General features: G+C 64.8%; 25 protein-coding genes. 10 read left to right on the top strand and 15 right to left on the bottom strand.

Annotated elements, in window-relative coordinates:
- From AC1D75_RS03665 to AC1D75_RS03655, 3 genes are all read right to left on the bottom strand, one after another.
- Positions 1-1545: a hypothetical protein gene (locus tag AC1D75_RS03665; RefSeq protein ID WP_495513946.1), complete on the bottom strand. Its 1545-nt coding sequence runs from the start codon at positions 1543-1545 to the stop codon at positions 1-3.
- A 147-nt stretch (positions 1546-1692) separates the two neighbouring features.
- Complete coding sequence (locus AC1D75_RS03660; RefSeq protein ID WP_495513945.1) at positions 1693-2487, bottom strand: LLM class F420-dependent oxidoreductase; 795 nt, start codon at positions 2485-2487, stop codon at positions 1693-1695.
- 14 nt (positions 2488-2501) lie between these two features.
- Positions 2502-3938, bottom strand: coding sequence for a phytoene desaturase family protein (locus AC1D75_RS03655; protein ID WP_495513944.1), 1437 nt, complete (start codon positions 3936-3938; stop codon positions 2502-2504).
- A gap of 128 nt (positions 3939-4066) precedes the next feature.
- Between AC1D75_RS03655 and AC1D75_RS03650 the strand changes: the two genes are divergently transcribed.
- Both AC1D75_RS03650 and AC1D75_RS03645 read left to right on the top strand, forming a co-directional pair.
- Positions 4067-6151 (top strand): PhoX family protein, encoded by a 2085-nt coding sequence (locus AC1D75_RS03650; RefSeq protein ID WP_495515971.1) that lies wholly within the window; start codon positions 4067-4069, stop codon positions 6149-6151.
- Positions 6152-6373: 222 nt separating this feature from the next.
- Positions 6374-6532 (top strand): hypothetical protein, encoded by a 159-nt coding sequence (locus AC1D75_RS03645; protein ID WP_495513943.1) that lies wholly within the window; start codon positions 6374-6376, stop codon positions 6530-6532.
- On the opposite strand, the gene AC1D75_RS03640 is transcribed toward AC1D75_RS03645, so the two are convergent.
- The 3 genes from AC1D75_RS03640 to ggh form a co-directional block, all read right to left on the bottom strand.
- Positions 6529-7149, bottom strand: coding sequence for a TetR/AcrR family transcriptional regulator (locus AC1D75_RS03640; RefSeq protein WP_495513942.1), 621 nt, complete (start codon positions 7147-7149; stop codon positions 6529-6531). The two genes, AC1D75_RS03645 and AC1D75_RS03640, sit on opposite strands and share 4 nt — an antisense overlap.
- A gap of 75 nt (positions 7150-7224) precedes the next feature.
- Positions 7225-8172: an alpha/beta fold hydrolase gene (locus AC1D75_RS03635; RefSeq protein WP_495513941.1), complete on the bottom strand. Its 948-nt coding sequence runs from the start codon at positions 8170-8172 to the stop codon at positions 7225-7227.
- Positions 8173-8237: 65 nt separating this feature from the next.
- Positions 8238-9578, bottom strand: coding sequence for a glucosylglycerate hydrolase (ggh, locus tag AC1D75_RS03630; RefSeq protein WP_495513940.1), 1341 nt, complete (start codon positions 9576-9578; stop codon positions 8238-8240).
- Positions 9579-9669: 91 nt separating this feature from the next.
- On the opposite strand from ggh, the gene AC1D75_RS03625 reads away from it, so the two are divergent.
- Complete coding sequence (locus AC1D75_RS03625) at positions 9670-10350, top strand: SDR family oxidoreductase (RefSeq protein WP_495513939.1); 681 nt, start codon at positions 9670-9672, stop codon at positions 10348-10350.
- Between the two features lie 15 nt (positions 10351-10365).
- Here the strand turns inward: AC1D75_RS03625 and AC1D75_RS03620 are convergent, their stop codons facing one another.
- The 6 genes from AC1D75_RS03620 to AC1D75_RS03595 form a co-directional block, all read right to left on the bottom strand.
- Positions 10366-12171, bottom strand: coding sequence for a penicillin-binding transpeptidase domain-containing protein (locus AC1D75_RS03620; RefSeq protein ID WP_495513938.1), 1806 nt, complete (start codon positions 12169-12171; stop codon positions 10366-10368).
- A 115-nt stretch (positions 12172-12286) separates the two neighbouring features.
- A complete protein-coding gene (locus AC1D75_RS03615; RefSeq protein WP_495513937.1) occupies positions 12287-13213 on the bottom strand; it encodes a serine hydrolase in 927 nt (308 codons plus the stop codon).
- The gene (locus tag AC1D75_RS03610) at positions 13195-14073 is read right to left on the bottom strand and encodes a LysR family transcriptional regulator (protein ID WP_495513936.1); all 879 of its coding nucleotides are present in this window, start codon (positions 14071-14073) and stop codon (positions 13195-13197) included. The genes AC1D75_RS03615 and AC1D75_RS03610 overlap by 19 nt, the downstream gene beginning before the upstream one ends.
- An 82-nt stretch (positions 14074-14155) precedes the next feature.
- Complete coding sequence (locus AC1D75_RS03605; protein ID WP_495513935.1) at positions 14156-15139, bottom strand: alpha/beta fold hydrolase; 984 nt, start codon at positions 15137-15139, stop codon at positions 14156-14158.
- 4 nt (positions 15140-15143) lie between these two features.
- A complete protein-coding gene (locus AC1D75_RS03600; RefSeq protein WP_495513934.1) occupies positions 15144-15518 on the bottom strand; it encodes a nuclear transport factor 2 family protein in 375 nt (124 codons plus the stop codon).
- Positions 15519-15628: 110 nt separating this feature from the next.
- Positions 15629-16165 carry a Dps family protein gene (locus AC1D75_RS03595; protein WP_495513933.1) on the bottom strand — a complete coding sequence of 179 codons (537 nt, stop codon included), beginning with the start codon at positions 16163-16165 and terminating at the stop codon, positions 15629-15631.
- Between the two features lie 174 nt (positions 16166-16339).
- Between AC1D75_RS03595 and AC1D75_RS03590 the strand changes: the two genes are divergently transcribed.
- Entirely contained in the window at positions 16340-17296 is a 957-nt protein-coding gene (locus AC1D75_RS03590; protein ID WP_495513932.1) for a hypothetical protein, read from the top strand.
- Between the two features lie 53 nt (positions 17297-17349).
- On the opposite strand, the gene AC1D75_RS03585 is transcribed toward AC1D75_RS03590, so the two are convergent.
- A complete protein-coding gene (locus AC1D75_RS03585) occupies positions 17350-18624 on the bottom strand; it encodes an MFS transporter (protein ID WP_495515970.1) in 1275 nt (424 codons plus the stop codon).
- 95 nt (positions 18625-18719) lie between these two features.
- Here AC1D75_RS03585 and AC1D75_RS03580 point away from each other — a divergent pair, with 95 nt between their 5' ends.
- From AC1D75_RS03580 to AC1D75_RS03560, 5 genes are all read left to right on the top strand, one after another.
- Positions 18720-19109, top strand: a complete 390-nt coding sequence (locus tag AC1D75_RS03580) for a YidH family protein (RefSeq protein ID WP_495513931.1) — start codon at positions 18720-18722, stop codon at positions 19107-19109.
- Between the two features lie 122 nt (positions 19110-19231).
- Complete coding sequence (gene msrB / locus AC1D75_RS03575) at positions 19232-19690, top strand: peptide-methionine (R)-S-oxide reductase MsrB (protein ID WP_495513930.1); 459 nt, start codon at positions 19232-19234, stop codon at positions 19688-19690.
- Positions 19691-20200: a peptide-methionine (S)-S-oxide reductase MsrA gene (gene msrA, locus AC1D75_RS03570; protein WP_495513929.1), complete on the top strand. Its 510-nt coding sequence runs from the start codon at positions 19691-19693 to the stop codon at positions 20198-20200.
- Positions 20201-20307: 107 nt separating this feature from the next.
- Positions 20308-20772, top strand: coding sequence for a hypothetical protein (locus tag AC1D75_RS03565; RefSeq protein WP_495513928.1), 465 nt, complete (start codon positions 20308-20310; stop codon positions 20770-20772).
- Complete coding sequence (locus AC1D75_RS03560; RefSeq protein WP_495513927.1) at positions 20757-21089, top strand: transcriptional regulator; 333 nt, start codon at positions 20757-20759, stop codon at positions 21087-21089. Before AC1D75_RS03565 ends, AC1D75_RS03560 begins: the two co-directional genes overlap by 16 nt.
- 13 nt (positions 21090-21102) lie before the next feature.
- Here AC1D75_RS03560 and AC1D75_RS03555 read toward each other — a convergent pair whose 3' ends face one another.
- Entirely contained in the window at positions 21103-21384 is a 282-nt protein-coding gene (locus AC1D75_RS03555; RefSeq protein ID WP_495513926.1) for a hypothetical protein, read from the bottom strand.
- Between the two features lie 132 nt (positions 21385-21516).
- Here AC1D75_RS03555 and AC1D75_RS03550 point away from each other — a divergent pair, with 132 nt between their 5' ends.
- Complete coding sequence (locus tag AC1D75_RS03550; protein WP_495513925.1) at positions 21517-22080, top strand: hypothetical protein; 564 nt, start codon at positions 21517-21519, stop codon at positions 22078-22080.
- A gap of 17 nt (positions 22081-22097) precedes the next feature.
- On the opposite strand, the gene AC1D75_RS03545 is transcribed toward AC1D75_RS03550, so the two are convergent.
- A complete protein-coding gene (locus AC1D75_RS03545) occupies positions 22098-22946 on the bottom strand; it encodes a DUF5995 family protein (protein ID WP_495513924.1) in 849 nt (282 codons plus the stop codon).
- Between the last annotated feature and the right edge of the window lie 61 nt (positions 22947-23007).

Genomic DNA, 23007 nt, shown 5'->3' with positions numbered 1-23007 from the left:
TCAATAGATCGCGACGCGGTCCGGGTCGAAGTAGTGCCCGACGCGACGGGCGTCGAGTTGCCGGAAGATCTCACCGGCCGCCGACGGCCAGGCCGACGTGGTCACCGATTCACTGGCCCGCAGGACCGTCACGGTGATCAGCGCGACGTGGCCGAGCGGGGTGTCGAAACCGCTTGGCGCGCCCCACCCCTTGTTGCCCAGAAGGACGCCGGCGGTGCCGTTCACCAGCCATTCCCGCGGGCCCGTCAGGCCCGGTAGTTCCACGTACACCGCCTCGGGTGCGGCCGTGATCGAGCGGACGAAATCGGAACCATCGGTGGCCGCCCGTTCCGCAACCGCCGACAGCACCCCGAAAAGCCAGTGCTCACGGGCACTCTCGTCGGCCCGGAGCCCCGGTTCGATCGACTCCAGGAAGAACTCCGCTCCCACACCGAGCATCGAGCCACCCGCCACCGGGCCATAAGCGGTACTGGTTCCACCGCCGGTCAGACTTGGTGCCGACAGTCCGTCGGTGGCGAGCAGCGTGGTTCGATCGCGCCGCACCGCCCGGAAGGCCCGGGTACCGCCCGGCCAGAGCACACCTCCGGCGTCAAGCGGCGCGAGCAGCGACTCGTACACGTGCCCGACGCTGCGCCACAGGTTGTCTCGGGCCGTTTGGGCCTCGCGTGCACCCGGCACATCCGCGGTGGACTCCGGTTCGCCTCGATTCGCGACCGCGATACCGCCGTACTGCACCGGGGTCGGCGCGGAGGGCACCTGGTTCGCCTGATGTGCGCGCTGGAAAGCACGTTGGGTGAAGGCCAACTCGTTCGCGTCGGGAGTCATTGCCGGCGTGGGGATCTCGACAAATCCGTCATCGGCGACGAGGAAGATCAGTCGCATCTGGCCACCGGCCCGAGCCGGGTCGGAGGGCGCCTGGGTGAAGACCCGCCAGCCCGCCTGAATGCGTTGCGCGGTCAGGGAATACAGATTGTGGCCGACAAAGTTCACCCGCCGTGCGCGAATGAAATCGAGTGCGATGGCCACCGCAGACGCAGGATCGGTCGCGTGCGTAGGCACCGAACCCGGGGCAGGGAACGGAAAGTACGTCCCTGACAACAACTGCGCCAACGATATGCCACCGACGTAATCGATCAGCCATTGCGGCGCGGTCCGTGGGTATCGGAGCAGATCATCCCGATAGGAGTCCGGGTCGAAGATCAGGCCCGCATCGATGGGTCCCATCTCACCGTGATCGTAGTGAACCACCGGTGGGGCGGCGCTCAGCGTGATCTCCATGGTGAGCGCCGCGTCGTGCCCGGCCTGGTAGCGGCCCACCCGCAGATCTCGGGCCAGTTCCAGCGCAATCGGCGGCGCCGGAACCGGGGTTGGCAGCACCTGACCGAAGTAGGTGAGCGTGTACCGCGTCGCGGTTCCGGCGAAGCTGAAGCAGATCTTCGCGCCGACGGCCCCGGGAGGCGCCGCGGCCTGGACAGACTGCCCGATGGCGGCGATGAACTCGGCTTCAGGCAACAGGCGAGCCTGCGATGTCGACCAGTACGTCACCGCAAACCCACCTCGCTACCTGACTTGCCGGGCCATTTGAGATGCCGCAGCGGCATCCTCATCTGACGTTTGTCGACCATTATCGCCGAAGAATGCCCACCCGCGGCATGACCGGGGTGGGCAATCGACTTGGGGGGTTTGCCGACGCTACGCGCCGTTGCGCCGATCTCGCCACGCACACATCTTGGTGGCCAGCGACAGATCGTAATCCGGGCCGTTCACTCCGATGGTGAACAGTGTGACGCCCTCATCGGCGAGGCTCTCGGCCAGCGCGATGGCGGCCTCGGGGTTTTCGGCCGCGGACAACTCGCTCGACCGGACGATCTCGTTCGGATCGCGTCCGATTGCGGCGCAGTGCCCGGCCAGGACCTGCGCCTTGTGGCGGTAGATCTCCACATCGACAAACGAATGCCAGATGTGGGCGTGCTCGGCCACGTACTTCAGCGTCTTCTTCTCGCCGCCCCCGCCGATCAGGATCGGGATCTCGCGGGTCGGTGCGGGGTTGAGTTTGCCGAACCGGTCCTTGATCCGCGGCAGGGCCTCGCCGAGCGCATCGAGCCGGCCACCTGCGGTGCCGAACTCGTATCCGTACTCGGTGTAGTCGCGCTCGAACCAGCCTGATCCGATTCCCAGGATCAGTCGTCCACCCGAGATGTGGTCGACCGTTCGGGCCATATCGGCGAGCAGCTCCGGATTCCGGTAACTGTTGCAGGTGACCAGCGCACCGATCTGGATGTTCGAGGTCTGCTCCGCCCACGCGCCGAGCATCGTCCAGCACTCGAAGTGCTCACCGTCGCGCTCACCGTAGAGCGGGAAGAAGTGATCCCAGTTGAACGCCATGTCGATCCCGGCATCCTCTGCCCGAAGGACTGCGTCGCGGATGTCTGAGTACTGGGCGTGTTGTGGTTGCAGCTGAACAGCAATCTGGATAGGTGCGGTCATGAATCCAGTCTGCCTCAGTTTCGGCCCGAGTGCTCCTGGATGATCGCGGCTTCGGCGGCGTACTTCCCACACATTCCGTGCACACCGCCGCCGGGAGGCGTGGACGACGAACACAGGAACACGCCCCTCACCGGCGTTGCGTACGGCACCCGAGCAGCGACCGGCCTGGTGAACTGCTGACGAAGATCCGAAATGCCCGAATTCATGTCGCCACCTACATAATTCGGGTTGTAGACGGAATACTGTTTGGCGGTCATGGTGTGCCGAGCCAGTACGACGTCTCGAAAACCCGGTGCGCACCGCTCGATCTCCGCCTCCACGGCCGCCGTCATGTCGACGTCGCTGCCGTGCGGTACGTGGCAGTACGCCCAGGCCACGTGCTTGCCTGCGGGGGCCCTCGTCGGATCCAGCACGGTTGGCGTGCCACCGATCAGGTTCGGACGCTGCGGGATCCGGCCGGCCTGCACGTCTTTCTCGTTGTCGCGGATCTGCTGTTCACTTTCGGCGATGTGGAAGGTGACCGTGGACCCGGTGTGGGGGTCGGTCCACGGGATCGGTTCTGACAAGGCGTAATCGATCTTGAAGGTGCCCGGTCCGAACCGGAACTTCGCGAGCCTGCGGCGATAGCGGGCAGGCAACCTCTCGCCCATGATGGTGGCGAATTGCCGCGGATCGATGTCGAAGAGCTTCAGCGGTGCATCCGGCAGGTCATCGAACTTGTAGACGGGATGGTCGGTCTCGATATGCCCACCGTGCTCGCGCAGTGCACCGGCAAGCGCATCGGCGATCGACTGACTGCCGCCACGCGCCAGCGGCCAGCCGCCGGAATGCACCAGCATCCCCAGCATCAGTCCCACCGCGGCCGTCGCGACCTCGCCGGGCGGTCTGACCACATGCGTGGCGATCGCCGAGAATGCCGTGCGCGTCCGAGGGTCCCGAAACATGATCCGGTTGAACACATCTGCGCTGAGCAGGGCCAGCGGCCCGAAATGTGCGGCGGCCAACGGGTGTCGGGGTATCCGGAACGGGCCGAAGAAATCGGAGATCAGGTCCGCCGAGTGCGCGGCAGCGTATCCCAGGGTCGCCGACCAGGCGCGGGCATCGCGGCCTAGGAACTCGGCGCTGCGGCCGAGATCGGTGTACAGCGGTAGAGCGGTCCCGTCACCGAACACATGCGACAGACCGATCTCGGGCACCAGCCAGTGCAGGCCGTGGCGCGACAGATCCATCGAATTGAACGCCGGAGAAGCCATCCCGGTCGGATGCACCACCGAACACACGTCATGGTGAAAGCCGGGCTCGGTCAATTCGGCCGTCCGCGTCCCGCCGCCGATCGTGGGGTGCGACTCGAGTACCAGCACCTTGCGGCCGGTCTTGGCCAGGGTCACCGCCGCGGACAAACCGTTCGGACCCGATCCGACCACCACCGCGTCGTACCCATCTGCTCCCATGTCCATCAACGGTAGACCTCAAATGCCAAGACTTAACCACTGATTCATCCCACGTTCCGACACCCGTTGTTTACGCCGCCTAACGTTCGACCGGTTGCTCGATGTCTGTCTACCTGGGGGAGCCCGCGGTGCGTATTCCGCTCACAATCACCACCAAGCATGAAGGGGCGTCTGCGCGTTCCCTGGTGACCTGCCATTACAAGTGCGGCGACGCCTGCTGGCATGAACCCCCCAACACCAGCAACAACACCTACTTCCGTGATGTCGCCCGCGGGGCCATCTCCCGACGTTCGATCCTGCGTGGCTCAGCGGCCGCAGTGGTAGCGGTCGGCGCCACCTCAGCACTGGCAGCCTGCGGCGGCGATGGCAAGACAGCGGCCACGAGCAGCAGCGCTGCCGCCGGCACCGGTGTCGGTACCGCGGCGGAAACCGGGACCACCGGAATGAACTTCGCGCCGGTCGCACCGAATGTCGAAGACGCCCTGGTGATCCCGGCGGGTTATGAACAGGCGGTGGTGATCAGGTGGGGTGACCCGGTACTGCCCGGCGCCCCTGAGTTCGATTTCGACAACCAGACCGCCGATGCCCAGGAGAAGCAGTTCGGATTCAACAATGACTTTGCCGGACTGATCCCCATCGACGGCCAGGCCGGTCACTTCTACCTGGTGGTCAACCAGGAGTACACGACCGAACAGTTCATGTTCAAGGGCTACAAGCCCAAAGAACCCACCGATCAGCAGGCCCGCGTCTCGATGGCAGCCCACGGGATCACGGTTGTCGAGGTCAAAAGCGAAAGCGGTTCAGGCAAACTCACACCCGTGGTCGGAGACCGCAACCGACGGCTGACGGCGATGAGCCCGTTCACCCTCACCGGTCCGGCAGCAGGCAGCGAGTTCGTGAAGACTGCCGCAGATCCCACCGGGACAACGATTCTCGGCACCATCGGCAACTGCTCCGGCGGCCTGACCCCGTGGGGCACGATGGTCTCCGGCGAAGAGAACTTCAACAACTACTTCACCGGCGCGGCATCGGTCACCGAACCGGTCGCCAAAGAACGTCTGGACCGTTACGGATTCGACGACGAGGACGACTACCACCAGTGGGGTCGCTACGAAACCCGTTTCGACCTGGCCCAAGAACCCAACGAGGGCAACCGATTCGGTTACATCGTGGAGGTCAACCCGCACGATCCGGAGTCCACCCCGGTCAAGCATTCCTCGATGGGGCGGCTCAAGCATGAAGGCGCCAACATCTTTGTCACCGAAGACGGCACCGTGGTGGCCTACACCGGCGACGATCAGAAGTTCGAGTACATCTACAAGTTCGTGTCCGACAAGAAGGTTCAGCCCGGACTCGGTGCCGCGGCCATGCGCCACAACATGAGCATCCTGTCGACCGGCACCCTGTACGTCGCCCAGTTGAGCGGCAACGAACCCAAGTCGATCGACGGCAGCGGCGCACTACCGTCCTCCGGTTCTTTCGCCGGAACCGGCAAATGGTTCCCACTGCTGACGGTGACCGACGACGGCGCCCAGTCGCGCGTCGACGGCATGAGCGCCGAAGAGGTCGCGGTGTTCACCCGAGCGGCCGCCGACAAGGTCAACCCGACCAAGATGGATCGCCCCGAGGACATCGAGGCACATCCGGTCACCGGCAAGGTGTACTGCGCGCTGACCAACAACAGCGATCGCGGAACCGATGGTGAGGCCGCGGCGGATTCACCAAACCCCCGTAACAAGAACAAGAACGGCCAGATCATCGAGATCACCGACAACCACGCGGGTACCGACTTCACCTGGGACCTGCTGCTGGTCTGCGGCGATCCGGCAGCCGCCGACACCTACTACGGTGGCTTCGACAAGACCAAGGTCAGCCCGATCTCCTGCCCCGACAACGTCGCCTTCGATCCGCACGGCAACCTGTGGGTGTCCACCGACGGCAATGCCCTCGGCAACAACGACGGCCTGTTCGCCGTCGCCCTCTCCGGCGAGAACCGGGGTGAGACAAAGCAATTCCTCACCGTCCCGCGCAGCTCCGAGACCTGTGGCCCGATCATCGGGACCGACCGGGTCATCGTGTGCGTCCAGCATCCGGGAGAAGAGGACGATTACTCGGCCGACAAGCCGTATTCGCATTGGCCCGACGGTGGCGACAGCCAGCCCCGCCCGGCAGTGGTGTCGGTCTGGAAGTCCGGCGGTCAGATCGGCATCTGAGGCAGTACGCCAGGCCGGGGCTCCGGGACCCACTTCAGAAGAACTGGACGCGAAAGCCTATCCATAGCGCCGTGGATGGGTTACCTTTCCATGGATCCGACGGGGAGGGATCTACGGGGTGGGGGCGTGTACCTGGTGTGTCGACCGGGGCAGGGTTCGACGCGTGAATCATCAACCTGCACCGGATCACACCATTGCCGACTATCCACGGAGCGAATCAACGTGTCAGAACAACCGTCAGAACCCACCCGCATCCAGAAGATCATCGGGGCGATCTTCATCAAGGCCTACCAGCTGAAGCAGAAGATCAAGCCCGCACCCGCGGCGCCCCTGTCCACACCTGCCGCACCCCAGCCCGACACCGAGCCCACAAACCCCTAGGTGAAGAGGTTCTCCATCACGTCGCTCACCTGTGCGGCGAGGTAGTCCCCGGCGGTGTCGTCACCGTTGTGCCACCTGATCAGGGCTTGCTGAAACAGACCGTCGATCAGCGCGTAGGCCTGCGGTGGCTGCAGCGCCGGGACTGCTTGATCGAACTCGCAGTAACGGGTGACAACCCGCCAGGTCATGTCTTCCAGACCCTGCTCGATCTCGCCGACCACCGGCCGGAAGCTCTTGTCAAAGAGGCTCTGAGCCCGCATGTCGTACCAAAGCCGGTGCGTCGACGCATCTTCGACGACCGAATCCTTCATCGCCGCGGCAAACCGGCTACACAGATCTGACGCGCTGGTGGCTCCCTCGGTGGCTGCGTCATATCGGGTCACGCATTCGACCTTGTATTCACGGACGACAAAGATCATGAGTTCGTTTTTGTCCGCGAAATAGTAGTGCAGGACGCCGTGAGTGAAATCCGAATTATTTGCAATGTCGCGCAAACTCGTGTTGGCATAACCGCGTTGGGCGAGTGTCAGTAAGGCCGACTTCGCCAGTTCTCGGCGGCGATCCCCGAACTTGTCCGGACGCCGATCACCGCGCGGCTTTTTCGTAGGCGTACTCATCACAAGGGATTCTAGGGCCGTGCGATCTCGGCAATCAATTGTCTGCCCACCTTCAAACAATTCCTCACAAATCGTTCAAGAGGTCCGGCGGAGATGGTCGACAATCAACTCACCCACAACGTCGGGCTTTTCCAGATGCAGAAAATGACCGGCACCCGGCACGATGCGGGCTTCACTGCCCGGCGCCAGGACCTTTTCGGAACGACCGACAAACCCGGCCTGCATGCAGCCGTCGTCGGCGCCGTGTAGATACAGCACCGGTGTCAGCGGCTCACCGAAGGCGGCCGCCTGCATGCGGTGATATCGGCCGGCGCTGCGACCCGGTCGCAACGTCGCCCGGTAGTAGCCGAGCACTGCGCTGCGGTGCTGCCGATCCGGTAAGGCGGCAAAGACCGCGGGAAGATCCACACCGGCGTCATAGCCTGGTGACCAGCGACGCCACAGCAGCGGGATCAGCCGGTCCAGGCTGCGCTCCGACAACCGCGGCAGCTGGACGAACATCATGTACCAGCTCATGACCAGTTGGCGACCGAGCAATTTCATCAGCTGTGCCGTATTGTCCGACAGCGAAGTGAAGGCACCGACCGGTGGCACCGACATCGACACCACCGCGGCAAACGGGGAATCCCCGTAAGCAGCAAGCCCGTTGGAGGTCAGGGCACCCCAATCGTGGCCGATGACCACTGCCCGGTTGTCGGCCTCGAGAAGCCGATGGATTTCGACCGCGTCGTACATCAGCGCACCCAGGTGATAATCGTCGTCCGCCGCGACCGTCGACGGCGCATAGCCCCTGGTGAACGGTGCGACGACCCGGTATCCCTCCGCTGCCAGCCGCGGACCAAGGTGTCGCCAGCTGTAGGCGGTGTCCGGAAAACCGTGCAGACACAGCGCAAGTGGGCCGTCAGGCGGCCCCCACGCGAAGGCGGTGAGCGTGACCGTCGGCAATTCCAGGATGATCACCTCGGCGCCTGCGGGCACAGCGATTTCGGGATCCACTTCGGACGGGTCGACTTCGGGGGCCATCGAACCACTCAAGCCGACAGCCGCCGTCCTGTCCAGGGTTCAGCGGTCCGACCGCCGTTGTCTACTCAGTCCAGCCAGTCCAGAACCGCCGCCGCGGTCCATGATTGCTGCATGCTGCCCAGCGGCGCCCCGGTGAACGGTTCGTAGTACTCGGCAAATGACCCGTCCTGCGTCTGCCGCAGACCTTCTTCGCGAAGACGTGCCGACCGCTCGGGCCAGCCGCGCTGGGCAAAAGCCCACGAGAACAGCCATGTGATCACCGGCCAGACCGGCCCGCGCCAGTACTCCCGCGGTTTGAAGTCCGCGGAAATGGGTGACGTGGACGGCGGCACCGCATATTTCAGATCCGGGTGGCCGCAGAAGCGTGGGCCCTCGAACAAACGCAAGAGGGCGCGTTCGCGGTCGCGGGGCAGACCACCGCAGAGCAGCGGCGCAAACATCGCGATGGTCTCGGTGTTGATCCAGCGATCCGCGCGAATATCGAAATCACGTGCCGCCCCGTTGCGTTCCGACGTCGAGGCCGCAACCCCGGAGCGGAAGCGCTCGGACCAGGCTCGCAGGTCGCGGACGTCGGCGAGCGGTTTGGAATACTCCTCTCCGATGGTGGCCAGGACGTCACAGGCGACTGCGAAGATCGCGCTGACAAACACGTCTTCGATCGCAAAACTCATCACGTCGGGCAGAATCGCGTCGTCGTAATTGGCGCGCTTCATCTGCTCGACCAGCCACAGATACCGGTCGTATTCGATGTCGGTCGGACGCATCGACGCGTCCGCGCCATGCGACAGATCAGCCCGGGTGTACGGCGGGAGATCGAGGCCCGGGATCACGTTGTTGTAGGCCGCATCCCACCGCGGGGAGTTGTCCATGCCGGACTCCCAGCCGTGATAGAGCGTGATCCGGCCGCGCCCCTTGGGATCCCGCGCGTGAGCCAGCCACCGGTGCCAGCGCACCAGGTCGCCCCAACGCCGATCGAGGAACTCCTCGGCCATCGACCGGGTGGTGCGACCTTGCCGACGGGAATGATCGAGGATCCGCTGGACCGCGATCGCGTGCACGGGCGGCTGCGTGATGCCCGAGGTGTCCGGTGCCCGTGGCGCATTGAACGCGAGATCGGAGCACTCCCAGCGGGCGGGCCCGGGGAAGTAACCGTCGCGACCGTTGGCGAACACGATGTGCGGGATCATCCCGTTGCCCCATTGCGCCGAGAGCAAGGTGTCCATCTCGACCACGGCCCGCTCGACACTCAGCGGCGCCAGACCCACCGTGACAAAGGCGGCATCCCAGCTCCACATATGCGGATAAAGACGCGGCGCCGCGCTGGTCATCGTCCCCAGATCGTTGCCGCGCAGAAGGTACGCGGCGCGGGCGGACAGCTGTGTGTTCGTGAATCCGGAGTATCCCACGCTCCACATTCTGACCCCCCACCTCCATTCGCGCCCGGCCTGGTAGCCCGACCCGCCGGGCGTGTGGTCCATCGGCACTAAGGTTGAGGCCATGCCAACCGCGTTGATCACCGGCGCCAGCCGCGGGCTGGGAGCGGCCATCGCCCGCCAACTCGCCCCCACCCACGACCTGCTGCTCGGCGGCAGACCCTCCACCGACCTGGACAACATGGCGTTGTCTCTGGACGGTGCCAGCACATGGCCGGTCGAGCTGACCGATCCCGACGAGATCGAGGCCGCCACCGAGGCGATCAGCTCACTCGACGTGCTGGTACACAGCGCTGGGGTGATCAGCTGGGGCACCGTCGAGGAGTCCCCTGCCGACGAGTGGCGCCGGGTCCTCGAGGTCAATCTCATCGCCGCCGCCGAACTCACCCGGCAGCTGCTGCCTGCCCTGCGTAACGCCGGCGGCCATGTGGTGTTCATCAATTCCGGTGCCGGCCAACGGGTCAACGCCGGTTGGGGTGTCTACGCGGCCAGCAAGTACGGACTGCGAGCGCTGGCCGACGCGGTGCGTCTCGAAGAACCGGCGCTGCGGGTCACGTCGATCTTCCCGGGCCGGATCGACACCGAGATGCAGGAAGAACTCAATGCCATGGAAAGCGGGGGCGACTACGACGGGACCCGCTATCTGCGGCCCGAGACCGTGGCCGCGGCCGTCGTCGCCGCCATCAACACCCCGGTCGACGCCCATCCGCAAGAGATCGTCCTCAAGCCCACCGGTCGTCACTGACAGGGCTGACGGGGCTCAGCCCTCGGCGGCCGGCCGCAGGAAGTCGCCGGCCACCGCAACCGCGGGCCCCGAACTGTCACCCCCGACCACCAGTGACGCGAAGGCGATGTCACCGCTGATCCCGGCGAACCAGCCGTGCGCGTGGGTGTTGTCGCCGTACTCCGCAGTGCCGGTCTTGCCGCCGAGACCGTCGATGTCGGCCAGCGACGCGGCGGTGCCCGACGTCACCGTCTGACGCATCATCGTCCGCAAGGCCGCCACCACATCGGGATCCAGCGGCGATGGTGTCTTGTCGGCGGTGGTGCTCTGCCCGATGACCAGGCCCGGCAGCACCATCGAGCCGTTGCCCAGGCTTGCCTCGGCCACCGCCAGACCGAACGGCGACACCGTGACACTTCCCTGGCCGATCCCGTTCTCCACCCGCAACGCGGGAGTATCCGCGGAGCCGACCTGACCGGTGACCGTGGTGATGCCGGGAACGACGAAGTCCACACCGATTCCGAACTGTTCGGCAGCGGCCGGCAATGCATCGGGTCCCAGTCGGTCCGACAGTGTCGCCATCGTGGTGTTGCACGAGCGTGAGAATGCCGTGGTCAGCGGTACCGAACCCAGATCGAAGTCGTCTTCGTTCGGGATGGTCCGGCCCTCGATGGTCGTCCGACCCGGGCAGGGCAGCTGCGACTGCGGCGTCACTGTTCCCGACGACAACGCCGCGGCGGTCGTCACGGTCTTGAACGTCGATCCCGGCGGGTACAGCCCGGTCAACGCTATCGGACCTTCCCTGTTCGCCGCGTCGTTCTGCGCGACCGCGAGTATCCCGCCGGTCGACGGTGAGATGGCCACCAGCACTGCCGGTTTGGTCTGCGCCGACACGGCCCGCTGGGCCAGCATCTGCAGACGTAGGTCCAGCGTCAGCCCGATCGGCTGCACCTGTTGCGGGAGAACGGTCTTGAGCTGGTCGACGTTCTTGCCCTCGTCATCGACGATCCGCACCGACCAGCCGGCCCCGGCCGAGATCCGGTCGTTCCATACGTCTTCCATACCGGCCAGCACGGGCGAGCGCAGTCCGCGCTCGGCGGTGAGCAGTTTCCCCTGCTCAACGACCTCGACTCCGTCTATCGAATCAAGCTGTTCCCGAACTCTTTCCAGATCATCGGCGCGCAGGGTTGCGACGTTGACGGTCGGACCGCCTTGGTCTCGGGCCGCGGTCCGGATCGACGCGTCGGTGATCGAGGGGTCGATCCCGGCGAGTACCCGGGCCAGCGCGGCCGAGCCCTCACCGAGTGCCGCCTGATCCAGCGTGATCACACCTACCGTCTGCCATGTCATCAGTTCGGCGCCGGACCGGTCGACGACCGGGGTCAGAAGTTCTTTGTCGTCGGAGTACTGAAAGTGCGCACCCGAGCGTAAGTTGCTGTGCAACAAGGCTGGTGACCACTCCAGTCGCCAGCCGTCGTCGGTGTCCACGGATCGGCCGGTCGTCTCGTACGTCAGGTCTTTGCCCGGCCCGAACGTCCACGCCATGGTCAACCGGCCATCACCACCGTCGGATCCCACGTCGCCGACCGCAACATCGACCGCGGCCTCTTCTCCGAGTCGATCGAACATGTCCGCGATCGCCGCCCTCGCGACAGCGGGATCGGTGGTCTGATCAGCCGCCTTGTCCACGTCTTTGCTGTGCAGCGCGGACGCGAACGCCTCGAAGTTGCTTTCCGGATCGTCTCCCGACTGGCTGCAGGCCGCCGCAAGCAGTGCCACGACCACCAGCACCGCTACGGTCGAACGTCGAAAGGCGGGCCGCGTGCGTTCATCAATACTCATTGCCCGCGAACTCAACCACCGCGGCGCACCGCCCACAAGGTCGCAACACCCCGCAACGCGATAGCGTTCGGATATCACCGCAGGCCAAGCCCGATGCGAATCGGGCACAGCACGATCAGATCACCGGGCTCCGCACCTCTGTGACCGCGATTCTGGCGGCCCGTCCGATCGCGGCCTCCACCGTCGGGAGCGACATCTCCGATCGGGCGGCATGGGTGAACACGGCGACCGCGATCGGATGCTCGCCGGGGTATTCGACCACCGCGACCTCATTGCGGATGGCGCCGAGTGTTCCGGTCTTGCCCGCGATCGTCGCCACCCCCAGCGGGAATCCCGACGAGATGCGTTGCTGCCAGGCCTGCTTACGCATGGTCTTGCGGATCAGGTCGCACATCGCCGGCGAGGCCACCCTGTCGTCCCAGATCAGTTCGAGTAATCGGGTGGCCTCACGAGGTGTGGTGGCGCTGGCCAGCGCTGGGTCGTACGCGCTGATGGTGTCGTCGCGATCGATGTTCGCCAACGCCGAAAAGGCCTCGGAGACCGAGTCCGCCCCGGTCTCGGCCACCAGTTGCTGCTGCAGTTGCGCCATTCCGCCGACCACTTGCGTCCCACCCAGGCCCGCCGTCTCGAGTACCTCCCGCACCGCCGCCAGACCGACCTCGGCGAGAATCACATCGGCAGCGGCGTTGTCGGAGATCACCATCATCTGCACCGCGAGATCACGCCAGCTCAACGTGATCGGATCATGCAGTGCGGCAATGCCCGTCGGCCCGGCCGCACACCTACGCGGATCGACGGTGACGGTCGCGCCCAGATCCAGCTCATCGCGATCCGACTTCCGGCACAGCGCCACCATGAGGGGGAGCTTGTAGACCGACGCCATCACCACCGGATCGTCTGCCTGCCAGGCGAACTCACGAACCGGGACCCGACCGATGGTGCGGGCGTGGACCCACCCCGCGCAACCGGCATCGGCGAAGGTCTCGCCGATCCGGGATCGGGCGCTCGCGACATCGCGGGAGATCACCGGGAGAGCTTCCACAGCGCGGATTCGACCGCGTCGATCGCCTCGCGATCAGCTCCCGCACGCCGCACCAGCTGCAGTCGTAGCGGCACGTCCTCGCGGATCATCGGCACCGGCGTGATGCCGGCGATGTGCCCGAGGTGATCAGCGCCCACCGCCAACGCAAAGGCCTGACCGCCTGCCACTGCGGCGATCACCTCACCAGAGGTCCGGACCGGCATGACCTCGACGTCCAGCCCGCGGACGTGGAGGGTGTCGAGGAGCAGATCGACGGCGGGCGGATTCGCGGTCCGGGGCATATGTGCCAACGCCAACCCGTCGAGCATCCGCACCGATGGCCGCGCCGCCGACGCCACCGGATGACCCTGCGGAACCACGAAGGTCCGCTCGATGCGAACAGCCGGTCCCGCTTCCAGATCGTCTCGGACACAGGGGTGCTCGACAACGGCGAAATCGATCAGTCCCTTCCGGACATCCGCGATCAACTCGACAACCGTGCCCGTGACCATCCGATGCCCACGATCGGCACCCAGCACGGCAAGTGCCGTCGAACACCGGGCAGCAATCGCCGGATCGACATCCGACGGCAACCCCCATCGCAGAACATCCCGGTGCTCCCGCAATCGCCGCGCCTCCCCGGCGAACCGCTCCGCGTCGTCGACCAACACCCGGGCACGGGGCAGGAGCTCGCGCCCCGCGCCGGTCAGTACCGCTCCCTGCGGTCCCCGGCGGATCAGTTCGACACCGAGTTCCTTCTCCAGGCGCCGCAGCCCCTGGGACACCGGCGGTTGTGTCATCTCCAGGCGCGCGGCGGCGTGGCCAAAATGTCCCTCTTCGGCCACCGCAACGAAAAACCTCAGGTGTCGGACAAGATCCATGCCCCCCACTGTGGCACCTTCACCGATCGTCGTCGCATCCGAGCCGGACCCGACCCCACGGTCTGATCGGTGGTCCGGGTTTTCAGAAGTCGAGTGTCGTCGCGAAGTGCGCCAATGCCGCGTTGATCTCGCCGGCACGTTCCATCTGGATGAAATGACCGGCACCGTCGTATGTTTCGACCCTCTGCAGCCGAGGCATCATCTGGCGCATCCGGGTGATGGCCCGCGTACCCGCCATCGTCAGAACCGGGTCGTTGCCGCCGCAGAGAAACATCGCGGGTACATCGAGCATCCGAGGCTGCACGTCCTGTTGTTCCCAGTTGAGGTCGGCGGCGCGGTACCAGTTCAGGCCACCGGTGAAACCTGCTTGGCAATAAGCGCTTTCGTAGACGTCCATCTCGGCGGGCGTCAGCCAGGACCACGGGAGCGGCGGCGCCTGCGGCAGGACGTCGAGGTATCCGAGCCTGGTGTCGTCGCGATGATTCGGGCGATGACTCGGGTGCTGCCAGATGTCGAGGTAGCGGTACGACCCCGACAGCGCGTGATGGATGCGGTGCAGGAACTCCCGAGGCGCGCCGTCGAGTTCGGCATCGGCCAGGCCGGGCTGCAGGAAGTATTCGAAGTGGAAGAAATGCTTCTGCGCCATGGCGGTGAACACATCGGACGGCCTGATCGGAAGCCGGTCCGGCGTGTACGGCATTGCCATCAGAACCAGTCCTGCGACACGAGTCGGGTGCTCGAGCGCCAAAGTCCATGCCGTGGGCGCCCCGAAGTCGTGGCCGACCACCAGCGCGCAGTCCACGTCGAGGGCGTCGAGCAAGCCGATCAGACGGGTACCGACGGACCTGTAGGTGTACTCACCGACGTCCGCAGGCGCCGAGGACCCGCCGTATCCCGGCATGTCCGGTGCGATCACCCGGAACCCGGCGGACACCAGCGGCTCGACCTGGTGTCGCCAGCTGTACGCCAGGCCCGGGAAGCCATGGCAGAGCAGTATCGCCGGCCCGGAGCCCTCGTCGATCAGGTTCCAGTCGAATCCGGCGACAGACATCTGCCGATAGCGCATGAAACTACAGTTGCTGCAGGTCCTCGGGACGCCAGACCGCTCGCATCGTCTTGATCTTGCCGTTCTCGTCGAACACCATGATGTCGACCGGGGTGATCTTGAACGCCATCCCGGCGGTTTCGGTGATCAACGTGAACTCGAACACCGCGGTGTCTCCGGCGATCTTGGTCCAATGGAGTTCGGCGGTGGCCTTGTCCATCGCGGCGATCACGCCGTAGAACTCGATCAGCGACTCGCGGGTGTTCCGGATGTCGGCCCCGATGGGATCTTCGACGGTCGCCCCGTCGGCGTAGAGGTCGGCGACCTGTTCGGGCGTTCCGTTCGCAACCAGGTCGACATACGATTCGACAACCTTCTGCAACTCCTCGACACTCGCCATCTGGCGTCTCCCCTCGAATATGTAGAACGTGTTCTAGTTCGAGGCAGGACAATACCCCGCCGGCACACTGTGCCGACGGGGATTGAGGAGTTCGGAGTCCGGCTACGCGGTCAGCGACTCTTCTTCGCTGCCCCAGCCGCGGTCTTCGCGCCCGCGTTGGACAATTCGCCTGATGCGTTCTCCAGATGCGCCCGGACGAACCACTGGAACTTCTCGAGTTCGGCGGTCTGGCCGATGAAGATGTCCTCGGTGACCGGATCGATCTCACCTGCGACGGAGATCGCCTCACGCTGCGAGGTGATGAAACCGACGTACACCAGATCAAGCGCTCCGAGGTGGGCCTGGACGGTATCGCGGCCGACCGAATAGTCCTTCCACGAGCGATCCTCCTCGATCGCCTTTGCGGTGCCGTTGGGCGATCCGCCCAGCGTCGCAATTCTCTCGGCGAGGGTGTCTGCGTATCCGCGGGCCAGCTCGACCTGCGGATCGATCATCTCGTGGACACCGATGAAGTTAGGGCCGACGACATTCCAATGAATGTGCTTGAGGGTCAAGTGCAAATCGTTGAACGCGCTGAGTCGTTCCTGCATGACTGCGATCAGTTTTTTTGTGGCGTCATCCGAGAGGCCGGGTGCGGTGAATGTCATGGGGGCAGGGTTCCCATCAAGCACCGGCGCCAAACGTCCGCAATCGTCACCGTGTGACGTTCAGACACACGTTGGCCAAACGGGTCCCGATGTCCTTGACACCCCATACCTGGTGGGATTGGGTCAGTTGAACACTAGTGCCGAAGTCTCAACGGATTGTCGAAGGATTGCGAAATGACGCAGAACCCACCCCCACCCGGGAACGAACCAGACGTTCCCCTCGGAAAGGATCCGGGGCAGGCCGAACCACCCCAGGGTGGCCAATACCCACCGCCGGGCGGATACCAGCCCCCGCAGGGCGGCCAGTACCCAGCGCCCGGTAGTTACCAACCGCCACAGAGCGGGCAATACCCACCGCAAGGTGGCTACCAGCCCCCACAGGGCGGGCAATACCCACCGCAGGGCGGCTACCAGCCCCCACAAGGCGGATTCCCGCCACCACCGCCGCCCGGGCAGTACGCGCCGCAGGGTGGCGGATACCCCGTCGGCGGCTTCGGACCTCCGCAGCTGTCGGTCGGAGCGGCGATCAGCTACGGCTGGGACAAGTACAAGGCGAATGTCGGTCCCTGGATCGCGATCTGCCTGTTGGCATTCGTCGTGAGCCTGTTTGTATCATTTGCATTCTCGGGCTTCAGCTTCAACGACGAATCAGTGGTGATGAGCCTGCTCGGCAGCTTGGCGTCGTTCATCGTCAGCACGCTTTTCAAGGCCGCGCTCACCAACGGCGCCCTGGCCGAACTCGACGGCCGGCGTCCGAACGTCGCCGCGTTCTTCAACTTCAGGAACCTCGCCGCGGTGTTCCTCGTTGCCATCGTCGTGGGTATTGCCACCTCGATCGGCTTCATCCTGCTGATCATCCCGGGCCTGATCATCATGTTCCTGACCTGGTTTGCGCTCACCTTCGCGATCGATCGCGATCAGGACGCGATAACCGCGATCAAGGCGAGCTTCGAGCTGACGTCCAACAACGTCGGTCCCCTGTTCCTGCTCGCGCTCGCCAACACCGGACTGATCGTCCTGGGAGTCATCACCTGTGGCCTCGGGTTGCTGGTGGCCGCACCAATTGTTGTCATCTCCAGCACCTACGCCTACCGCGTCCTCACCGGCGGTACGGTCTCACCGACCGCCTAGGTCAGTAGCGACCTGCGGAGCCAGATTCACCAAAAGCCCGATACCGGCGCCGATCACGGCGACGGTGTCGGGTTTTTGTTGTCCGCAGGCACCGGCACTTCGATGAGCCGCACGCCCGCTTCCCGGCGCGCCCGGCCGCGGTAGACCAGGACACCGGCGATGGCGCCGATCCAGACGAGGAACTGCACGGTCCACGCGACCCGGAACGAGTCGAAGGAATAGCCGCCCATCGCGCCGATGATGCTGCCCATCAACTGCATCACCACCATGGACACCAGGAACCCACCCATGTTGACCAGGCCCTGCGCGGTCCCGAGCACCGCACCCGGGTTGGAGGTCCGGGCGAAGTCGAAGCCGATCACCGATCCGGGGCCCCCGACCGAGATGACCACCACCAGCAGCAGCAGCAACCACATCGGCGCCGCAGTGGGAAGCAGCAACACAATCGCCCAGATCACCGCGTTGCTGCCCATGATCACGAGCACCAGATCCGACCGCCGCCTCGGGTAGCGTCCGGTGAACATGCCGATCAGGATCCCGGCGATGACGATCACACCGACCGACACCGTCAGGATCCCACCCGCCGTGTGCTTGGAAAGTCCCTGTGCAGCAGTCAGATACGGGATTCCCCACATCAGAGAGAACACCGTGATCGAGAACTGGGTGCCCATGTGGGTGAAGAAGCCCAATTTGGTCCCGGACCGCGACCACACCGTCTTGACACCCGCCAACGTCACGCGCAGCGAGGTCCGTGGCACGGCCGTCTCGGTTCCGGCCGGAGCGTTACGCACCACGGCCACTGTCAACACCACCGACAACAGTCCGAGGGCGGCAGCCGACATGTACGCCGGCGTCCATCCGTGCACATCGAGCACCTTGAGGAACGGCAGCGCCGACAGCACCTGACCGAACTGTCCACAGATCCCGGTCAACTGCGTGACCAGGGGCACCCGTCGCGGCGCAAACCATCGGGGGACCAAGCGCAGCACCGAGATGAAGGTGAATGCGTCGCCGATCCCGACCAGGACCCGCGCCGCAATCGCGACAGCCAAGTCGTCGGTGAGCGCCATCGTCATCTGTCCGGTGACCAGGATCAAACCACCGGTCACGAGCATCGACCGGGACCCGAAACGGTCGAGTAACAGTCCCGCCGGAACCTGCGAGAGCGCGTAGACCGTGAGCTGTAGGACCACGAACGTCGAGAGCACACCGGGCGACGCAGAGAATCGGTCAGCGGCATCGAGCCCGGACACACCGAGTGTGGTTCGCGCGAGAATCGCCACCACATAAGCGAATACACCTGTCGCCCAGATCACCCATGAGCGCACAGACATCCCTTTCACGCGTTCGGCCCCAGGTTTCAAGCATGGTCCTCATCGATTCGGCCCCGACATCCGGCCCAAGGCCGGTGCACACGAGGGTCATGGGCGATGATGGAGTCGTGCCGAATCCCGATGAGCCACCGGCGGATCAACAGCTCCCTCCCGGTGCGGTCGACGCCCGGTTCACCCTCGCCGCCGAACGGACGGTGTTGTCGTGGTTCCGGACCGCGCTCGGGCTCGTCGCGGCCGGGTTGGCGGTGATGCACGTGCTGCCCGACTACTCGACCCAGATGTCTCGTGACATCCTCGGCATCGGCCTGGTGGCGTTCGGCGCGTTCACCGCGATCGCAGGCGGCTTGCGCTGGAAACAGACCGCCACCGCGCTGCGGGACGGCGGCGAACTGCCCGGCCCTTTCCCCATCTGGATGCTGATCGCGCTGCTCATCGGATTCTCTGTGTTCGCCGTTATCCTCGGATTGCAAACACGCTGAGCCGCCCCCTGGCACGTGGAACACCTGAACCTCACCCGTCGTTGTAGGTACAGAACTCCACGACTCCCGCCGAATGCCCGACACCGGCAGTCGGCGGTGACAATTATCAAAGGAGCGTCCCCGTGTCGCATGAGTACCGCAAAGATCCAGAGGCCGTCGCCAAGCTGAACCCGGCGCAGTTCGCCGTCACGCAGGAATCTGCCACCGAGCCGGCCTTCCGGAACGAGTTCTGGGACAACCACGAAGCCGGCCTCTACGTCGACATCGTGTCCGGCGAACCGCTGTTCACCTCGACTCAGAAGTTCGACAGCGGCTGTGGATGGCCCAGTTTCACCACTCCGATCGAACCGAAGAATGTTGTCGAAAAGACAGACACCACACACGGGATGGTCCGCACCGAGGTGCGTTCGGCCCACGGCGAGAGCCACCTCGGCCACGTCTTCAACGACGGCCCGATCGCCGAGGGTGGTCTGCGTTACTGCATCAACTCGGCCGCACTCCGCTTCATCCAGGTCGCTGACCTGGAGAAAGAAGGTTACGGCGAGTATCTCAAGCTGTTCACCACCGAGGAGGCGAAGTAGATGAGCGAGAAGGCGATACTGGCCGGCGGCTGTTTCTGGGGCGTACAGGACCTGGTCCGTAAACTTCCCGGCGTTCTGTCGACCCGGGTCGGATACACCGGCGGCGACGTTCCCAATGCCACGTACCGGAACCATGGCACGCATGCCGAGGCCCTGGAGATCGAGTTCGATCCGGACAAGATCACCTACCGTGATCTGTTGGAGTTCTTCTTCCAGATCCATGACCCGTCGACCAAGAACCGGCAGGGCAACGACGTCGGTGCCAGCTACCGGTCGGCGATCTTCTACACCGACGACGACCAGAAGCAGGTGGCGCTGGACACGATCGCCGATGTCGACGCGTCGGGACTGTGGCCGGGCAAGGTCGTCACCGAGGTGACCCCTGCCGGCGATTTCTGGGAGGCTGAGCCCGAACATCAGGACTACCTCGAACGCATCCCGAACGGGTACACCTGCCACTACGTCCGACCGGGCTGGAAACTGCCACATCGGGCGCAAACAACCAGCTAGACCCGCATTTCTCGAAGCCCTCGCCCGACTCCGGTCGCGCGGGGGCTTTGACTTTCCCACTGGGAAAGTAGATACTACTTTCCCGATAGGAAAGTGAGTTTAACATCATGGCCGATATTGATCCAGAAGAAGCCCGCAGCGCCCTGGAGTCCGCCGAACGCGCCCGTCGCCAGGTGAGCGACGAAGTGGGTTTGCCCAACCGATACTGGTGGGGCATGGCGGCAGGCTGGCTGGTGTTGGGGGTCCTTTCCACATTCACTCCGTGGTGGGTGGCGCTCGCGGCAACCATCCTGTTCGGTGTGGGGCATTCCGTTCTCGCATCGCAACTGTTGAGCGGTCGTCGCCGCACCTCTCGCCTCCAGGTCAGCCGAGAGGTGACCGGCGCGAAGAACGCAATCATGGTGGTCGGAATCCTGCTGATCCTGGTGGCGCTGACCATCTCGTTCGCACTGGTTCTCGACGCCCAGGACGTCGGGATGCCCGCGCTGTGGTCATCGCTGGTCGTCGCCGTGATGACCGGGGTCGCCGGACCGGAGATCCTGAAGACGGTACGCAGATGGGCACGCGTGTGAGCCCACCCGACGGTTTCGACGAACTCATCCACCCGAGTACACGGCTGTCGCTGGTCGCGACCTTGGCGGCCGCAGACTGGGCCGAGTTCGCATTCCTGAAAGAACGCCTCAACCTTTCCGATTCAGCGCTGTCCAAGCAATTGTCGACGCTCGAAGACGCTGGTTACCTGATCACCGAACGGGCATCCACCGGTCGCAGACGAACGGTTCGGGTCAGGCTCACCGACGTCGGACGGCATGCCTTCAAAGGCCATACCGCTGCGTTGCAAAAGATTGTCAGCAGCGCCGCCCCCGGTCATCCACTGACCGAAGGATGACCGGGGCCGTGCGTTAGAAACCGAGCCCCATCCAGTCGGTGGCGGTGAATTCTCTCTCCAGGTGCGCGGCCTCGAGCTTGACCTCATCTGGATCCGGGTCGAGACCATCACCGGCGAAAGCACGCAGTGCACAGATGACACCGGCCTCGTAGGTTTCGAATCCACCGATGACCACACTGTCGGCCCGCCACCACACAAGTAGGTGCGATCCACTCGGGGACGGGCAGAAGCCGATCACCCGGCCATCACGGGCCAACGTCGGGCAATCGTCGGGGAAGCCGTCGGTTTCACTCATGGGAGCACTGTATTCGCAACCCCCGACGTACCCGTTGACCAGCAAAAACACCGACCACACCGCAGCGGTTGTGTTTGCCCCCGAGGCGCACAGGGTAGTCCGTCAGCACCATCGACATGTCTGGAGCTGATCGTGAACACCGTTGTCTGGATCGTCATAGCCGTTGTAGTCGTACTCGTCCTACTCGCACTTGCTGTCGTCCTGGTGCGCAAGCGCCGCGCCCATCGCCGGGTCGAAGCCGGACAGATCCGGGAAGCCGCCTCCCATCGGGTGAACGAAGTCCAGCGGAACGAGGCCATCGCCGAAGAATCAGCAGCGAAGGCTCGCCGCGCACAAGCAGACGCCGAAGCAAAGGCCGCCGAGGCCAAGCGTCTGTCGCACGAAGCCCAGACCCATCACGGTGTGGCAGCGTCCTCACGTGAGGAACTGCAGGCCGAGTTCGAACACGCCGACAAGATCGATCCCGATGTGCCGCACGCCGGCCGGCATGAGCGCCACGGAGACGGCGACAATCCGGTCGGTGTCGATACTCCGGCTCGCGACGACAATCCGGTCCACTCCGGCAATCCGGCCCGCGATGGCAATCCGGTCCACTCCGATAATCCGGTCCGCGACGGCAACGTCTCACGCGGCGAAGATCCGGCCCGGCACGTTGGTGATGCTCCGGCACCCGGCCAACGGCACACGCCCCAGTAGGCGAGTGGTTTCGGCGATCAGATGAGGCCGGTCACCTCGAGTCCGTCCAGGGCGACATTGGCCGTACCCAGCAGCAGGTTCATCTCGGCGACCGTCGCGTCGTGGGTGGCAGGATTCTGCAAACCGAAACTGTTGACCAGCGCCACGGTCCGTACCGACTGGAACATCAACGTGGTCGCCAACTCATCGCCGAAGATGTCGCCGACGAACCAGCCCGTGAACAACCCCTCGAGGTCGGTGCCGTAGGTCTTCTCGAAGCCCGAGACGATCCCGGGTGTCGCGTCGACCAACGCACCGCCGAAGGTGTAGAAATCCTTGGTGTTGTCCGCGGTGGTGCCGATGTTGACCAGCGCTTTGGGGAAATCGATGATCAGGTGCGCAAAGATCGCGCCCATGACAACCCGTCCTGGACTACGGTCGCAATCCTCGGTCAGCGCCAGCGCAGCGGCCCAGTGGGGCGACGGTGTGCCACCGGTGACGAACTTGTGCAGGTCGGTCAGGTACAACCGGACCACCTCCACGGCAAGGTCGCCGGCCCACACCGGATCGTCGTACACCCCCGAGTCGATACTCGGGCCGACGAGATTCAGGATCTCGTCGAACGCCAAGGGGAATGTGCCCCGGTAGTCGTCGGAGTGGGTGAGTTCGCCACGCAAGGCGGTGATGCGATCTCGCGCCTGCTCGAAGGTCTCGATGCCGGCGGGGTCCGTCAGGGCGGCGAGTGTGGCGTCGGACTCAGGTGTCGAAAGGGGTACACACGCCGACGCGGCAGGTGCCGCGCCAACGGCGGGAGCGGTCAACGTCGCGGACCCGAGAACCAGCGCAGCCGTCACGACTGCGGCCCGGAGTGTCGTATTGAGAATCACAGCCGGACACTAGCCCGTGCTGTGACCGACTGCACGTTCGGGTGTGGGCGTCATCTCGCGC

Source organism: Williamsia sp. Y712, assembly GCF_059445525.1.
The sequence above is the reverse complement of the archived record's forward strand: the minus strand, read 5'-3'. Positions and strand labels throughout refer to the sequence as shown.

Coding starts and splice junctions, on each gene's coding strand:
- AC1D75_RS03600 (WP_495513934.1), bottom strand. CDS start 15,518: ATGGCGAGTGTCGAGGAGTTGCAGAAGGTTGTCGAATCGTATGTCGAC.
- AC1D75_RS03595 (WP_495513933.1), bottom strand. CDS start 16,165: ATGACATTCACCGCACCCGGCCTCTCGGATGACGCCACAAAAAAACTG.
- AC1D75_RS03590 (WP_495513932.1), top strand. CDS start 16,340: ATGACGCAGAACCCACCCCCACCCGGGAACGAACCAGACGTTCCCCTC.
- AC1D75_RS03580 (WP_495513931.1), top strand. CDS start 18,720: ATGGGCGATGATGGAGTCGTGCCGAATCCCGATGAGCCACCGGCGGAT.
- AC1D75_RS03605 (WP_495513935.1), bottom strand. CDS start 15,139: ATGCGCTATCGGCAGATGTCTGTCGCCGGATTCGACTGGAACCTGATC.
- AC1D75_RS03560 (WP_495513927.1), top strand. CDS start 20,757: ATGGGCACGCGTGTGAGCCCACCCGACGGTTTCGACGAACTCATCCAC.
- AC1D75_RS03660 (WP_495513945.1), bottom strand. CDS start 2,487: ATGACCGCACCTATCCAGATTGCTGTTCAGCTGCAACCACAACACGCC.
- AC1D75_RS03555 (WP_495513926.1), bottom strand. CDS start 21,384: ATGAGTGAAACCGACGGCTTCCCCGACGATTGCCCGACGTTGGCCCGT.
- AC1D75_RS03635 (WP_495513941.1), bottom strand. CDS start 8,172: ATGGCCCCCGAAGTCGACCCGTCCGAAGTGGATCCCGAAATCGCTGTG.
- AC1D75_RS03610 (WP_495513936.1), bottom strand. CDS start 14,073: ATGGATCTTGTCCGACACCTGAGGTTTTTCGTTGCGGTGGCCGAAGAG.
- msrA (WP_495513929.1), top strand. CDS start 19,691: ATGAGCGAGAAGGCGATACTGGCCGGCGGCTGTTTCTGGGGCGTACAG.
- AC1D75_RS03625 (WP_495513939.1), top strand. CDS start 9,670: ATGCCAACCGCGTTGATCACCGGCGCCAGCCGCGGGCTGGGAGCGGCC.
- AC1D75_RS03565 (WP_495513928.1), top strand. CDS start 20,308: ATGGCCGATATTGATCCAGAAGAAGCCCGCAGCGCCCTGGAGTCCGCC.
- AC1D75_RS03655 (WP_495513944.1), bottom strand. CDS start 3,938: ATGGGAGCAGATGGGTACGACGCGGTGGTGGTCGGATCGGGTCCGAAC.
- AC1D75_RS03620 (WP_495513938.1), bottom strand. CDS start 12,171: ATGAGTATTGATGAACGCACGCGGCCCGCCTTTCGACGTTCGACCGTA.
- AC1D75_RS03640 (WP_495513942.1), bottom strand. CDS start 7,149: ATGAGTACGCCTACGAAAAAGCCGCGCGGTGATCGGCGTCCGGACAAG.